This window comes from Bradyrhizobium sp. B120 (assembly GCF_049075665.1).
Lineage (GTDB): Bacteria > Pseudomonadota > Alphaproteobacteria > Rhizobiales > Xanthobacteraceae > Bradyrhizobium.
On the sequence record NZ_CP185242.1, the window covers coordinates 935,088 to 950,163 of the forward strand.

At 65.0% G+C, this 15,076-nt stretch carries 12 protein-coding genes; 8 read left to right on the top strand and 4 right to left on the bottom strand.

Annotated features, from left to right (window positions below; translation table 11 throughout):
- Positions 1 to 526: 526 nt before the first annotated feature.
- Positions 527 to 2,689 carry a malate synthase G gene (locus ACOIX3_RS04395; RefSeq protein WP_420968556.1) on the bottom strand — a complete coding sequence of 721 codons (2,163 nt, stop codon included), beginning with the start codon at positions 2,687 to 2,689 and terminating at the stop codon, positions 527 to 529.
- Positions 2,690 to 2,884: 195 nt separating this feature from the next.
- Positions 2,885 to 4,120 carry an MFS transporter gene (locus ACOIX3_RS04400; RefSeq protein ID WP_420968557.1) on the bottom strand — a complete coding sequence of 412 codons (1,236 nt, stop codon included), beginning with the start codon at positions 4,118 to 4,120 and terminating at the stop codon, positions 2,885 to 2,887.
- Between the two features lie 92 nt (positions 4,121 to 4,212).
- Here ACOIX3_RS04400 and ACOIX3_RS04405 point away from each other — a divergent pair, with 92 nt between their 5' ends.
- Complete coding sequence (locus tag ACOIX3_RS04405; RefSeq protein WP_420968558.1) at positions 4,213 to 5,214, top strand: AraC family transcriptional regulator; 1,002 nt, start codon at positions 4,213 to 4,215, stop codon at positions 5,212 to 5,214.
- A gap of 138 nt (positions 5,215 to 5,352) precedes the next feature.
- Here ACOIX3_RS04405 and cysC read toward each other — a convergent pair whose 3' ends face one another.
- Both cysC and cysD read right to left on the bottom strand, forming a co-directional pair.
- Entirely contained in the window at positions 5,353 to 7,272 is a 1,920-nt protein-coding gene (cysC, locus tag ACOIX3_RS04410) for an adenylyl-sulfate kinase (protein ID WP_420968559.1), read from the bottom strand.
- Positions 7,273 to 7,296: 24 nt separating this feature from the next.
- The gene (gene cysD, locus ACOIX3_RS04415) at positions 7,297 to 8,091 is read right to left on the bottom strand and encodes a sulfate adenylyltransferase subunit CysD (protein ID WP_092118904.1); all 795 of its coding nucleotides are present in this window, start codon (positions 8,089 to 8,091) and stop codon (positions 7,297 to 7,299) included.
- A 247-nt stretch (positions 8,092 to 8,338) separates the two neighbouring features.
- Here cysD and cysG point away from each other — a divergent pair, with 247 nt between their 5' ends.
- From cysG to cysT, 7 genes are all read left to right on the top strand, one after another.
- The gene (gene cysG / locus ACOIX3_RS04420; protein WP_420968561.1) at positions 8,339 to 9,790 is read left to right on the top strand and encodes a siroheme synthase CysG; all 1,452 of its coding nucleotides are present in this window, start codon (positions 8,339 to 8,341) and stop codon (positions 9,788 to 9,790) included.
- Complete coding sequence (locus ACOIX3_RS04425; protein WP_074131355.1) at positions 9,787 to 10,104, top strand: DUF2849 domain-containing protein; 318 nt, start codon at positions 9,787 to 9,789, stop codon at positions 10,102 to 10,104. The genes cysG and ACOIX3_RS04425 overlap by 4 nt, the downstream gene beginning before the upstream one ends.
- Before the next feature lie 27 nt (positions 10,105 to 10,131).
- Complete coding sequence (locus ACOIX3_RS04430; protein WP_420968562.1) at positions 10,132 to 11,787, top strand: nitrite/sulfite reductase; 1,656 nt, start codon at positions 10,132 to 10,134, stop codon at positions 11,785 to 11,787.
- Positions 11,774 to 12,289, top strand: a complete 516-nt coding sequence (locus ACOIX3_RS04435) for a DUF934 domain-containing protein (protein WP_229172086.1) — start codon at positions 11,774 to 11,776, stop codon at positions 12,287 to 12,289. Before ACOIX3_RS04430 ends, ACOIX3_RS04435 begins: the two co-directional genes overlap by 14 nt.
- Positions 12,286 to 13,014, top strand: a complete 729-nt coding sequence (locus ACOIX3_RS04440) for a phosphoadenylyl-sulfate reductase (protein WP_420968563.1) — start codon at positions 12,286 to 12,288, stop codon at positions 13,012 to 13,014. Before ACOIX3_RS04435 ends, ACOIX3_RS04440 begins: the two co-directional genes overlap by 4 nt.
- A 193-nt stretch (positions 13,015 to 13,207) precedes the next feature.
- A complete protein-coding gene (locus ACOIX3_RS04445; protein ID WP_420968564.1) occupies positions 13,208 to 14,197 on the top strand; it encodes a sulfate ABC transporter substrate-binding protein in 990 nt (329 codons plus the stop codon).
- A gap of 87 nt (positions 14,198 to 14,284) precedes the next feature.
- A complete protein-coding gene (cysT, locus tag ACOIX3_RS04450) occupies positions 14,285 to 15,070 on the top strand; it encodes a sulfate ABC transporter permease subunit CysT (RefSeq protein WP_249132002.1) in 786 nt (261 codons plus the stop codon).
- The last annotated feature ends 6 nt before the right edge of the window (positions 15,071 to 15,076 follow it).

Here is a 15,076-nt window from a genome sequence, read left to right on the forward strand (position 1 = left end):
TCTGGAATACTGGATCACCCGCATGCGCGAGGGCTTTGCGAAAGCGGGTGATCCAGTATTTGAGAGGCAGCAGTGTCTGAGCCGAGAGGCCGCCGCTTGTCCCGGTGTCGTCCCTGCGAAAGCAGGGACCCATACTCCGCGGCTCTTATTGTGAACGGGATGCGTCGTTCCGGCATTATCCAACAACTACCATTCGTGGTTATGGGTCCCTGCTTTCGCAGGGACGACGATGCGGGTGGGGCGCGATTCAAGTTGTCAAACCGCCTCTCGGGGGTCATCACCCGCGCACGCATGGCGGATGATGACTCCGAGAGGGCGTCCGCATGATTTCTGGATAATAGAAGTATGCAGCTGATTTGCCCGACGAGTCAAGTTGCCGTGTCCGCCGGCAGCCGCCGGCTACTGTGCATGGGGTTGTTTTCGATATTTTGGCAGTGCGTCCATCCGGCTGTTCCAGCATCACGCGCAGCGCCAACAAAAAAGCCCCGGCTCATCGCCGGGGCTTTTGTTTGTCGACTTCGCGGGATCAACCCACGGCCTTGGCCTCGCGGCGGCGCGCGGTGAGGATGTATTCGGTGTAGCCGTTCGGCTGCGTCCGTCCCTCGAACACGAGGTCGCAGGCCGCCTTGAAGGCCACGCCGTCGAACGCCGGCGCCATCGGCTTGTAGAGGGCGTCGCCGGCGTTCTGCTTGTCGACGACGACGGCCATGCGCTTCAGCGACTCCATCACCTGATCCCTGGTGATGACGCCCTGATGCAGCCAGTTCGCCAGATGCTGGCTCGAGATGCGCAGCGTGGCGCGGTCTTCCATCAGGCCGACATCGTGGATGTCGGGCACCTTGGAGCAGCCGACGCCCTGGTCGATCCAGCGCACGACGTAGCCGAGGATGCCCTGGCAGTTGTTGTCGATCTCCTGCTTCACATCGTCCGGCGCCCAGTTCGACTGCGACACCGGAATGGTGAGGATGTCGGAGAGTTTGGCGCGCGGCCCGCCCTTGGTGAGCTCCTGCTGCCGGGCGCTTACGTTGACCTGGTGATAGTGCAGCGCATGCAGCGTGGCCGCGGTCGGCGACGGCACCCAGGCGGTGGTGGCGCCGGCCTGCGGATGGCCGATCTTCTGCGTCAGCATGTCGGCCATCTTGTCGGGCGCCGCCCACATGCCCTTGCCGATCTGGGCATGGCCGGGCAGGCCGTCGATCAGGCCGTTGTCGACGTTCCAGTCCTCATAGGCCTTGATCCACGGCTGCGCCTTCATGTCGTTCTTGCGGATCATCGGACCCGCTTCCATCGAGGTGTGGATCTCGTCGCCGGTGCGGTCGAGGAAGCCGGTGTTGATGAACATGATGCGCTTGGAGGCGCGCTGGATGCAGGCCTTGAGGTTGACCGTGGTGCGGCGCTCCTCGTCCATGATGCCGACCTTCAGCGTGTTCTCCGGCAGCGACAGCATCTTCTCGACCTCGGCGAACAGGTCGCAGGTCAGCGTCACCTCGTCGGGGCCGTGCATCTTCGGCTTGACGATATAGGCCGAGCCGGTGCGGCTGTTCTTGACCTTGGAATTGCCCTTGAGGTCGTGGATCGCGAGCAGGCCGGCGACCGCGGCGTCGAGCAGGCCTTCGGGGATCTCCTCGCCCTTGGCATCAAGCACCGCGTCGGTGAACATGTGGTGGCCGACATTGCGCATCAAGAGCAGGCTGCGGCCGTGCAGCTTCAGCTCGCTGCCGTCGGGCTTCTTGTAGACGCGGTCGGCATTGAGCGAACGGGTCAGCGTCTTGCCGCCCTTGTCGAAATCGGCCGACAGCGTGCCGTTCATCAGGCCCAGCGTGTTGCGATAGACCAGCACCTTGTCCTCGGCGTCGACGGCGGCGACGGAGTCTTCCATGTCCAGAATGGTCGAGACCGCCGATTCCAGGATCATGTCGGCGACGCCGGCCGGATCGTCCTTGCCGATGACGTTGCTGCGGTCGATCTTGACCTCGACATGCATGCCGTTGTTGACGAGCAGGATCGCGGTGGGCTGGGCGGCGTCGCCCAGATAGCCGGCGAACTGGGCGGCGTTCTTCAGCGCGGTCGAATTGCCGCTCTTCAGCTTGACCGAGAGCTGGCCTGCGATCACGGCGTAGGAGGTCACGTCGGTGTGGCTCCCGGTCGCGAGCGGCACGGCGGCGTCGAGGAACGCCTTCGCCTTCGCGATCACCTTGTCGCCGCGGGCCTTGTTGTAACCCTTGCCACTCTCGCTCGGATCGTGCGGGATCGCGTCGGTGCCGTAGAAGGCGTCGTACAGCGAACCCCAGCGCGCGTTGGCGGCGTTCAGCGCGTAGCGGGCGTTGGTCAGCGGCACCACGAGCTGCGGGCCGCAGATCTTGCCGATTTCCTCGTCGACATTTGATGTCTCGACCTTGTGGGTCGCGGGCTCGGGCAGCAGATAGCCGATGTCCTTGAGGAACGCGGTGTAGGCGTTGATGTCGAACGCCTTGCCCTTGTTGGCGCGATGCCAGTCGTCGATCTTGGCCTGCAGCGCGTCGCGGACCCCGAGCAGCTCGCGGTTCTTCGGGCCGAGCTTCTGGATGATGGCGGCGAGTCCTGCCCAGAACGCGTCAGGCGCGATCCCGGTTTTCGGCGTCGCCTCCTTGGCGATGAAATCGAACAGGACAGGGGCGATCTTCAATCCATGGGCATCGACACGAGTCATGATGGGCTTTCTCAAAGAAATGGGGCGTTTAGGGGCTGTTTTCGAAAGAAATCAGCAAAAAACGCGCCAAAGGCGGCGTTCACGGCCCTTTTTGCCCTAAAGCCACGGCTCTGAGAAGGCCCCCTTTCCCCCGGGCGCTGCACCGGCAGCCGCCGTGGAATTTCCAAAGCCAGACCCAGTCTCGTAAGGACGCCGTTACGGCGCCCTGGTCCGTACCTTGGTGGCGATCAGCAATGCGGCGAGCAACAAGGGAATTGCGCCCGCCACAAACACCGCCGCCGCGCCCATCAAATCGAGCACCAGCCCGCCGCCCGCCGCGCCCATGGTGATGCCGAGGAAGATCGAGGCCACCGTCAGGCCGGTGCCGCTTTCGGTCTCATCGGGCACCATGCGGGTGATCCAGGTCGTCGTCGCCACCGGTACGCCGCTGAAGGCGAATCCCCAGAGTGCGACCAGCACCAGCGCCGGAATGACGTCCTTGCCATAGAGCGAGAGCAACAGACCGATCACGCTGATCGCCAGCGGCATTGCGATCAGCGTGAGCTTGAGTTTGCGCTCGGCCATCAGCCCGCTCGCAAACGAGCCGATATAGTTGGCGACGCCGAAAGCCAGCAACGTCGCCGCAACGCCGGCCGCGCCAAGCCCGGTCACGCTTTCAAGGAAGGGACGGATGTAGCCGAAATAGCCGAAGTGTCCGGTGAAGACCAAGGTTGCCGCGAAGATGCCGGCGCCGATCCCCGGCCGTGTCAGGATGTCGACCAGGGTGCCGAGCCCGGCTTCTCCTCTCGGCGCCAGACGCGGCAAAGCCAGCGCCTGGACGACGAACACCGCTGCGCCCAATGCCGTCGCGAGCAGGAACACGGAGCGCCAGCTCGCGACCTCGCCGAGATAGCTGCCAAGCGGAACGGCGATGATCATCGCGGCGGGAATGCCGCTCATCACGATCGACAAGGCCCGTGCAACCAGCGACGGCGGCACCAGCCTGATCGTCGTCGCTGCCGCCATCGCCCAAAAGCCGCCGATGGCGAGGCCGAGCACGATCCGCGCCGCCAGCAGGAACGTGATGCTCGGCGCCAGCGCCACCAACAGGTTGGAGATGACCAGCAGAATCGAGAAGCTGAGCAGCACCGGCTTGCGATTGAAGCTGCGCGTCAGTCTCGGCGTGAACAACGCTCCGACCAGGCCGGCCAGCGAGGTCGCCGTCACCGCCTGACCGGCGAGGCCCGGACTTACACCGAGGTCCCTCGCCATCGGCGTCAACAGGCCGGACGGCAGGAACTCCGCGGTCAGAAGCGCGGTGACACCCAGCATCATGGCGACGACGGCGCCCCAGGCGGACTTCTCCGACGCGGCCGGCTTGTCACCAGCCTTGAGAGCGACTTCGCCCGGCATCAGCGCAACGGCATCGGCCTGCGCCAAATCGGGGTTCACTTCTTGATCCATTGTCAGAAACTTCCATCTTATGCTGCGCTGCCGCAGACATAGGCTGGAGGTTTTGGACAATCTATGCCATAAACACCCAAATGTTTGATCGTTCGTCCAGATCGCCCGCCGCCGATACGACCGATCCCGCCGTCGATCTGGTGAGCGAATTGTTGCTCGGCATGCGGCTTGAGGGCGTTCACTACCGTCGGGTGGAGACGCGGGCGCCGTTCGGCTTCCGCTTCGAGACGCCGTACGGACGCGCGCAATTCCACTTCGTTGCCCACGGCCCGGCGCTGCTGCGCTACGCCGATGCGACGCTGCTTCCTCTTGGATGCGGTGACGCAATTTTCCTGCCGCGCGGCGGCGCGCATGATCTCGTCTCGGCCCCGGACGAGCCGAGCTGCGACGTCGATCGTTTCGAGACCGAGACGCTGTGCGGCAATGTCGATGTGACATCGGCCTGCCCTGACGGATGCCCGCAGGACGAGTCGGTCCTGGTCTTCAGCGCTTGCATGAATTTCGATCTCGGCGGCATGCGCCCGCTGATCGCGCTGATGCCGGAAGTGATGCGGGCCGACACGTTGCTGGTGCGCCAGCCGGAAATCGAACCCATGCTGAAGGCGATGGAGCGGGAGACCTGTACGCCGCGGGCCGGCTCCGTCGGCGTGATGGCGCGGCTCGCCGATGTTCTCGCCGCGTCGATCGTGCGCGGCTGGGTCGAATGCGGCGGCGCCAACGCCATGGGCTGGTTCGAGGCCTTGCGCGATCCGCGTCTCGGCCGCGCCATCGGCGCGCTGCATCGCGCTCCCGGCCGCAACTGGACGGTTGCTGAATTGGCGGCGGAGGCGGGTTGCTCGCGCTCGCTGTTCGCCGAGCGCTTCCAGTCAATGACCGGTCAATCGCCGCTGCGCTACCTTGCCGAACTGCGCATGCGCCTCGCGACACAGTGGATTGAGCATGAGCGCCAGCCGATCGATGTGATCGCGCAACGGCTCGGCTATGCGTCACAGGCGGCGTTCAGCCGCGCGTTCAAGCGTGTCACCGGGCAATCGCCGGGGATGGTGCGGCACGCGGCTGGAAGCCAACGCGCGGCGGAATAGGCATCAGCCGAACCGACACCGCTGTCATGCCCCGCTTTAAGCGGGGCATCCAGTACGCCGCGGCCCATCGGCTCAATAACGGCTGTCTCTGGAATACTGGGTCGTCCGGTCGAGCCGGACGACGACAGTTGAGCAAGGTCAGATATTCGCCGCGAGGTCGGTCAGTTCGTCGAACAGGATGCCGGTGGTGGCCAGCATCCGCTCGATCTCGTCGGTGGCTTCAGTCACCGAGCGGTTCGAGGTGTCGATGGTGAGTTCATTGCCGGTCGGCGGCTGATAATCGTTGCCGATGCCGGTGAAGCCCTGCAGCGCGCCCGAGCGCGCCTTGGCGTAGTGGCCCTTGGGATCGCGGGTCTCGCAGACCTCGGCAGGTGTGGCGACATAGACTTCGCGGAACGCGCTGTCGGCGATACGGCGAGCTGCCGCGCGGTCGGTGGTCGACGGCGAGACCGCGGCGACGATGGCGATATGGCCGTTGCGCGCCAGATGGGTCGCGACCTCGGCGAGGCGGCGGATATTCTCGGTGCGATCCTGCGGCGAGAAGCCGAGGTCGCTGTTCAGCCCGGCGCGGAAGGTGTCGCCGTCGAGCAGGATCGGCGACCCGCCATTGCTGAACAGCCGCCGTTCCAGCGCGCGCGCCAGCGTCGACTTGCCCGAGCCGGGCAGGCCGGTCAGCCAGATCACCGCGCCATTGTGATGGTAGCGCGCCGAGCGCTCGTCCGGCCGCAGCGCGGATTCCACCGGCACGATGTCGATCGGCACCGCGGGCCGGCCGGCATCGACCGACAGCACGAGGCCGCCGCCGGCGATGCGCCCGTTGACCTCGATCACGAGGCGGCCGGTGCGCGGATTGTCGGTGTAGGGATCGGTCGCAACCGGCTGCGCCAGCGAGATGTCGATTTCGCCGACATGGTTGCGCGCGATCGCGGTGTTCTCTTCGTTGGACAGCGCGCCGGGATCGATCGCCTTTTCGATCGCGACCACGGTGGCGCGGCTTTCCCTGGTGCCGAGCCGGATCAGGATCTGCTCGCCCTTGGTCAGCGGCTTGTCGTGCAGCCAGAAAATACGCGCACGGATGCGGCGGGTGTCGCGCGGGCTCTGCCCGCTATGTCCGATGACGTCGCCGCGCTCGAGGAACAGCTCGCGATCGAGCGTGATGCCGACCGAGCGCCCGGCGCCCTGTGGGCCGTGCACCGGCGTCACCGGCCAGCTCTCGACCGTCTTGATCTTCGCGATCTTACCCGTGGGCATGATGACGATCTCGTCGCCGGCCTTCAGGCTGCCGGACTCGATGCGGCCGGCAACGATGCGGCGGTCGTCGAATTTGTAGATCGCCTGCACCGGCAGCCGCAGCGGCAGCTCCGCCAGCTGTGGTGCCGGCTCGAGCGCATCGAGCGCCTCGACCACGGTCGGTCCCTTGTACCATCCGATCCGCGGCGTGTGCTCGGCAACGCCGTCGCCGTCGCGCGCCGAGATCGGGACGACCGCGGTCGGCGTCACGCCGAGGCCGATCAGATGCGCGGAAATCTCGTCGCTGATCTCCTTGAAGCGGTCGGCACTGAAATCGACCCGGTCCATCTTGTTGACGACGACCGCGACCTGCTTCACGCCGAGCAGATGCAGGAGATAGCCGTGCCGCCGCGTCTGCGAGCGGACGCCTTCGAGCGCGTCGATGATCAACACCGCGCCGTCGGCCTGCGAGGCGCCGGTGATCATGTTGCGCAAGAACTCTGCGTGGCCGGGCGCGTCGATCAGCACGACGTCGCGCGAGCGGGTGCGGAAGCGGATCTGGGTGGTGTCGATGGTGATGCCCTGGTCGCGCTCGGTCTGCAGCGCGTCGAGCAGGAACGACCATTCGAACGGCATGCCGCGCCGCGCGCTGACCGCCTTCAGCATCTCCAGCTTGCCGTCCGGCAGGCTGCCGGTCTCATGCAGCAGGCGGCCGACCAGGGTGGACTTGCCATGGTCGACATGGCCGACGATGACGATGCGCACCTGGGGACGTGTGGTGCCGTTGGGGGTCGCCGAGATCGAGGCGGTGGGAAGGATCATGTTCATCAGAGCACTCACGCCAAACTGGGATCAGAGATAGCCGGCGACACGCAGTCGCTCGAACGCATCCTCGGTTTCGTGATCGAGTGCGCGGCCGGCGCGCTCCGGGATCTTGGTGTTCTCGAGCTCATCCAGGATTTCGTCGATGCTGGATGCGGTCGAAGCCACCGGGTTGGTGATGTCCTGATCCCCCAGTGAGCGATAGCGCTTGCCGTCCTTGGCGAGATAGAGCGGGATGATCGGAATGCCTTCGCGCTTGGTGTAGGCCCAGATGTCGGCTTCGGTCCAATGCAGGATCGGATGGATGCGCAAATGCGCACCCTGCGGCGGCGAGGCGTTGAAGTGATCCCAGAATTCCGGCGGCTGGTCGCGGACGTCCCATTCGCCTTCGAGGCCGCGCGGCGAGAACACGCGCTCCTTGGCGCGCGTTGCCTCTTCGTCGCGGCGGATGCCGGCGATCAATCCGTCAAAGCCGAATTTATTGAGCGCGAGCTTCAGGCCCTCGGTCTTGCGTGCGGCGGAGCGCGCGGCCGGCGGCAGGGTCGGGTCGACGCTGTCGATCGGCGGGCAGGGCTCGACGCGCAGGTCGAGGTCCCATTCCTTGCCGAAGCGATCGCGGAACGCATACATCTCCGGAAACTTCTTGCCGGTGTCGACATGTAGCGCCGGGAACGGGACCCGGCCGAAGAACGCCTTGCGCGCCAGCCAGATCATCACATTGGAGTCTTTGCCGAGCGACCACAGCAGCGCGAGCTTCTTCAGCCGGGCGAACGCCTCGCGCAGAATGTAGATGCTCTGCGCCTCCAGCTCATCGAGATGATCCATGGACGGGGGGGCCTGATTGGCAGGAATCCCCGGCACGGAAGATGCACTGCGAAGGGCTGCGGACCGCGTTCCGGCAGCGGCGGATTCGTTGTCGAGAAGATGCATCTCTTGGCCTTGGCCTGTGGAGTTGAAAATTCTAAAGTTGCGCTGCAATAGAGAAGAAATAATTTTCTCTTTGCTGGGCTTGATCGAGAGATAAATAGAAAATAATTTCAGTCAACCCCCAAATTGGGGAAGCGAGTGTCTGATGCGATATCTGCCGGTGTTTCTGGATCTGCAAAGCGGCAAGGTGCTGCTCGTTGGAGCGGGCGAGCTCGTGCGCGCCAAGCTGCGGCTGCTCGCCGCTGCCGGCGCCGCGGTTCGCTGGTACGCGACCGACGGTGATCATGAGCTCGCCGGCATCGCGGCGGAGGACGCCGCGCGCATCGAGCGCGCCGAGGGCGATCCGCTCGCAGCCGATCTGTCCGATGTCATCGCGGTGCTCTGCGCCGGCGCAGGCGAGGTCGGTGTTGCGATGTCGGTCCGCGCCAAGGCGATTGGCCTGCCGGTCAACGTGATGGACGACCTCGTGCACTCCACCTTCATCATGCCTGCGATCGTCGATCGCGGCGATGTCGTGGTCGCGGTCGGAACCGGCGGCACATCGCCGGTCGTGGCGCGTCGCATCCGCGAGAAGATCGAGGCGGTGGTGCCGGCGCGGATCGGAGATCTCGCGGGTTTCATCGGACACTTTCGTAAATCGATCCATGCTCGCATCGAAGAGTTTCCGCTGCGCCGCCGGTTCTGGGAGCGCATCGTCGACGGCCCGATCGGCGCGTTGGTGCTGGCCGGCCGCAAGGACGAGGCCGAGCAGGCGTTGAACGCGATCGCGAATCCCGCCGCATTCGCCGGCGCGAACCTGGACGGCAAAGCCATCGGCCATGTGACGCTGGTCGGCGCCGGTCCGGGCGATCCGGACCTGCTCACCGTGAAGGCGCTGCGCGCGCTGCAGGACGCCGACGTCGTGTTCTATGACGAATTGGTGTCACCAGAAATTCTCGACCGCATCCGGCGCGATGCCGCGCGGATTCCGGTCGGCCGCCGCATCGGCAAGCCGGGCATCGGCCAGGACGCGATCAACCGCCTGATGATCGAGGCGGCGCAGTCGGGCCAGCGCGCGGTGCGGCTGAAGGGCGGCGATCCCTTTGTGTTCGGCCGCGGCGGCGAGGAAATCGAGGCGCTGCGCGATGCCGGCGTCGCCTACTCCATTATTCCCGGGATCTCCGCCGGTCTGGGCGCGGCCGCGCAGTTCGAGGTGCCGCTGACCTTCAGGCACGAGGCGCTGCGCATCACCTTCCTGACCGCGCACAAGGCGCGCGATGCCGAAGTCGTCGACTGGTCGGTGCTGACCGACACCAAGATGACCGTCGTCGTCTACATGGGCATGACCGCGGCGCCCTCGATCCGCGAAGGCCTGCTCGCCGCCGGCCGCTCGCCGGAGACGCCGGTCGGCGTGTTCGCGCGCGTGACGCGGCCCGACGCCAAGGCCGCGGTCGGAACGCTGGCGCGGCTGCCCGAGCTGGTCAAACAGGTCGATGGCGGTCCCGCCGTCCTCATCATCGGCGACGTGGTCGCGCATTCCGCGCCGTGGAGCCGATCCAACGTCACCCAACTGTTCTCCAACCAGATGTTCTCCGAACTGCTGAAAGCTGCCGAATGACCTCTCCGCTCGAACAGAAGAAAATCAGGATCACAGGCCCCTCGATGGTGACCGCCAACCGGACCTGGGATGGCGCTGTCGTGTACCGAACCGCCAAGCAAGGCTGGTCCACCGAACTCTCCGACTCTGCGATCGTGACCACGTCTGACGAGGCCCGCGCGCTGCTGGCTGAAGCCACCGCCGACGACGTCGGCGCGGTCGGCCCCTATATCGCGCCGGTCGAGCTCAAGGACGGCGGCAAGGTCAAGCCCGGCAACCTTCGCGAACATATCCGCGCCAAGGGCGTCACCATCGATCTCCAGGTCCCCGCGTAAGGCGCGCCGGCGTAAGGCTCATCGAACATGTATGCTTATGACGAACTCGACCGCACGCTGATCAACGAGCGTGTTTCGGAATTCCGCGATCAGGTGAAGCGCCGCCTTTCCGGCGAGCTCACCGAGGACGAATTCAAGATCCTGCGCCTGCAGAACGGCGTGTATTTGCAGCTGCACGCCTACATGTTCCGCGTCGCGATCCCATACGGCACGCTGTCGTCGAAGCAGCTGCGCCGGCTCGCCCATGTCGCGCGCCGCTACGACCGCGGCTATGGCCACTTCACCACGCGGCAGAACATCCAGTTCAACTGGATCAAGCTCGCCGAGCTGCCGGACGCGCTGTCCGATCTCGCCGAGGTCGGCATCCATGCGATGCAGACCTCCGGCAACAACATGCGCAACGTCACCTCGGACCAGTGGGCCGGCGTCGCGCCGGGCGAGATCGAGGATCCGCGGATCTGGTCGGAGCTGATCCGCCAGCACACCACGCTGCATCCGGAATTCTCGTTCCTGCCGCGCAAGTTCAAGATCGCGATCACCGCCGCAGAACATGATCGCGCCGCGATCAAGATCCACGACATCGGGCTGCGCCTGCACAAGAACGCCGACGGCGAGACCGGTTTCGAAGTGCTGGTCGGCGGCGGTCTCGGCCGCACCCCGTTCATCGCCAAGACCATCAAGCCGTTCGTCCCCGGCCGCGATATCCTCAGCTACATCGAGGCGATCCTGCGCGTCTACAACCAGTACGGCCGCCGCGACAACATCTACAAGGCGCGCATCAAGATCCTGGTGCACGAGCTCGGCATCGAGAAGTTCGCCAAGGAAGTCGACGAGGAGTGGAAGGCGATGGGCGATGTCGGGCTGACGCTCGATCACACTGCCATCGAGGAGGTCCGCTCGCGCTTCTCCTATCCGGCCTACGAAAAGCTGCCGCACATGCCGGACGAGCTGAAGCAGGCCGCCCACGACAAGCTGTTCGAGCGCTGGCGCAAGAACTCTGTGTCGGCGCACAAGGTGCAGGGCTATTCGATCGTGACGCTGTCGCTGAAGCCGGTCGGTGGCCCGCCCGGTGATGCCACCGCCGAGCAGATGGACGCGGTCGCCGACCTCGCCGACAAATATTCGTTCGGCGAGATCCGCGTCGGCCACGAGCAGAACCTGGCGCTGCCGCACGTCGCCAAGCGCGACCTGCCTGCGCTGTTCAAGGCGCTGGACCGCCTCGGCCTCGCGACGCCGAACGTCAATTTGGTGACCGACATCATCGCCTGCCCGGGGCTGGATTACTGCTCGCTGGCCAATGCGCGCTCGATCCCGATCGCGCAGGAGCTGACGCGCCGTTTCGCCAACCACGACACCGCCGACCTGATCGGCCGGCTGCACATCAATATCTCCGGCTGCATCAATGCCTGCGGCCATCACCATGTCGGCCACATCGGCATTCTCGGCGTCGAGAAGAACGGTGAGGAGTTTTATCAGATCACGATCGGCGGCCGCGCCGACGAGAACGCGCAGATGGGCACCCTGATCGGCCCGGCCGTTCCCTATGCGGAAGTCGCCGACGTGATCGAAGACATTGTCGAAGCCTATCTCGCGCTGCGCGACCGTCCCGAGGAATTGTTCGTCGACACGGTGAAGCGTCTGGGCGTCGAGCCTTTCAGGGAGCGCGTCTATGCCACTCGTTAAGCAGGGAAGACTGACCACCGATCTGTTCGTACATGTCGCCGACGGCGCCGAGCTGCCGGGTGACGGCGCAGTGCTGGTGACCGCCGAGCGCTTTCTCGCCGATCCGGAGGCGCTGCTGCGCCGCCCCGGCAAGCTCGGGGTGATCTGGCCGAACAACCGCAACCTCGACGAACTCGTGCCGCATCTCGATCGGCTGGCCTCGGTCGCGCTGGTGTTCCCGACCTTCCGCGACGGCCGTGCCTACAGCCAGGCCCGCCTGCTGCGCGAGCGCTATGGTTACGACGGCGAGCTGCGCGCCACCGGGCAGATCCTGCGCGACCAGTTCGTGTTCATGACGCGCGCCGGCTTCGACGCCTTCGAGGTGAAGAAGGATGCTGACGCCGACGCGTTCGCCCAGACCATGAAGCGTTATTCGGTGTTCTACCAGCCCACCGGCGACGGCCGCGTCACCGCGCTCAACCGCCGCATGCAGTTGCGTCACTCGGAGAGCGCCGGCCAGTGAGCACGCTTGCACCAGAGCTGACGGCACAGCCGAGCGGATTGCCGCCGGCGGATGCGCTCGATCGCGCGCTGCGCAAGGCGTCGCCCGCCGAGGTGATCGCGGCCGCGCTACAGACGGTCGGCCGCGAGAAGCTGGCGCTGGTGTCGTCGTTCGGCACCGAGTCCGCCGCGCTGCTCAAGGTGATGGCGGACGTCGATCCGGCGATCCCGGTGGTCTTTCTCGACACCGGCTGGCTGTTCGAGGAGACGCTGGCTTATCGTGACACGCTAATCAAGACGCTCGGCCTCACCGATGTGCGCTCGATCAAGCCCGATGAGCAGGCGCTGTCGCGCCTCGATCCGGACCGCGAATTGTGGTTCAGCGATCCCGACGCCTGCTGCCGCATCCGAAAGGTGGAGCCTTTGGCGCGCGCACTGAAGCCGTTCGCCGGCTGGATCAACGGCCGCAAGCGCTTCCAGGGCGGCGCCCGCGCCGACATCGCTGTTGTCGAGGACGACGGCGTCAGGCTGAAATTCAATCCGTTCGCCAACGTCTCGCGCGAGGAGATCGAGGCGATCTACACGCTCGGCGGACTGCCGCCGCATCCACTTGTCGCATCGGGATATCAGTCGGTCGGGTGTATGCCTTGCTCGAGCCGGGCTGCAGCCGGCGAGGATGCGCGCGACGGCCGCTGGCGGGGCCGGGCGAAGACGGAATGCGGCATCCACACAATGAAATTGCCGTAGAGCGCTTCGCCAGATTGCAATGGTTCATCGCGATTTGGCGACGTGACAAAGCCTTCGCGGTGCGGCGGCTTCGTAGCACAAGCGCGCTGCGCCGCTGAAAACAAAGAAAACCGGTTTCGTTGACTTCGGGCCACTTCACCGTGAGTTATGTCTTGCGTGTTCCCTGACATGCTCAGGTTGAATGGAGACAGAAATGATCCGTCGTATGCTGCCGCTGGTCGCGGGATTGTTGTGGGCGAGCTCGGCCTTCGCGGCCGACTATTCGCTGCTCAACGTGTCCTACGATCCGACGCGCGAGCTCTATGTCGATTTCAACAAGGCGTTCGCCGCGGCCTATCAGAAGGAAACCGGCAAGAGCGTCGAGATCAAGCAGTCGCATGGCGGCTCGGGCTCGCAGGCGCGCTCGGTGATCGACGGATTGCAGGCGGATATCGTCACGCTGGCGCTGGCCTATGACATCGACGCGATCGCGGGCAAGGGCCTCATTGCCACCGACTGGCAGAAGCGGTTGCCGCTCAACGCCTCGCCCTATACCTCGACCATCGTGTTCCTGGTTCGCAAGGGCAATCCCAAGGGCATCAAGGATTGGGACGATTTGATCAAGCCCGGTGTTGCCGTGATCACGCCGAACCCGAAGACTTCGGGCGGCGCGCGCTGGAACTATCTCGCCGCCTGGGGCTATGCGCAGAAGAAGTTCGGATCAGTCGACAAGACGAAGAAGTTCGTCGCCGATCTCTATCAGAACGTCCCGGTGCTCGACACCGGTGCGCGCGGTTCGACCGTGACCTTCGTCGAGCGCGGTGTCGGCGACGTGTTGCTCGCCTGGGAGAACGAAGCCTTTCTGGCGCTGCGCGAATTCGGTCCGGACAAGTTCGAGATCGTGGCCCCGGCGCAGTCGATCCTGGCCGAGCCGCCGGTCGCCGTCGTCGACACGGTTGCCGACAAGAAGGGCACCCGCGCCGTCGCCGAAGCCTATCTGAAGTACTGGTACACCAAGGAAGGCCAGGAGATCGCCGCGCGCAACTCCTACCGGCCGCGCGATCCCGAGATCGCCAAGGAGTACGAAAAATCCTTCGCCAAGGTTGAACTTTTCACCATCGACGACGTTTTCGGTGGTTGGACCAAGGCGCAGAAGGAGCACTTCGCCGAGGGCGGCATCTTCGATCAGATCTACAAGAACTGATCGAGATATCGCGCTTTTGGTCGAACAGGGGGAATTGTGAGCACAGCGGTTGCAAGGCGCAGTAGCCTGCCGGGGTTCGGTCTCACCATGGGACTGACCCTGACATGGCTCTCCGTTATCATCCTGATTCCGCTGGCCGCGCTGTTCCTCAAGACGTTCGAGCTCAGCCTCGACCAGTTCTGGGGCATCGTCACCAGCCGCCGCACCCTGAACGCCCTGAAGATTTCGTTTGGGCTTTCGTTTGCGGCCGCGTGCGTCAATCTGGTGATGGGCACCATCATCGTCTGGGCGCTGGTGCGTTACCGTTTTCCGGGCCGGCGGTTGTTCGACGCCATCGTCGACATTCCGTTTGCCTTGCCGACCGCGGTTGCAGGCGTGGCGCTGACGCAGCTGTTTGCCCAGAAGGGCTGGCTCGGCGCGCCGCTCGCCGAGCTCGGCATCAAGGTCGCGTTCACGCCGATCGGCATCTTCATCGCGATGGTCTTCATCGGCATTCCCTTCGTGGTGCGCACGGTGCAGCCGGTGCTGATCGATCTCGATCCCGAGATCGAGGAGGCGGCCGCGAGCTTAGGGGCCAATCGCTGGCACACGGTGTTTCGCGTCATCCTGCCGAGCCTGATCCCGGCGCTTCTCACCGGCTTTGCGCTGGCCTTTGCCCGCGCCATCGGTGAGTACGGCTCGGTGATCTTCATCGCCGGCAACCTGCCGAACGTCTCCGAGATCGCGCCGCTGTTGATCGTGATCCGGCTGTCCGAGTTCCGCTACGCCGACGCCACCGCGATCGCGGTCGTGATGCTGGTGGCCTCGTTCCTGATCATCTTCCTGATCAACCGGCTGCAGCGCTGGGCGCAAGCCCGCATTCCCGTGCATTGAGGTTCG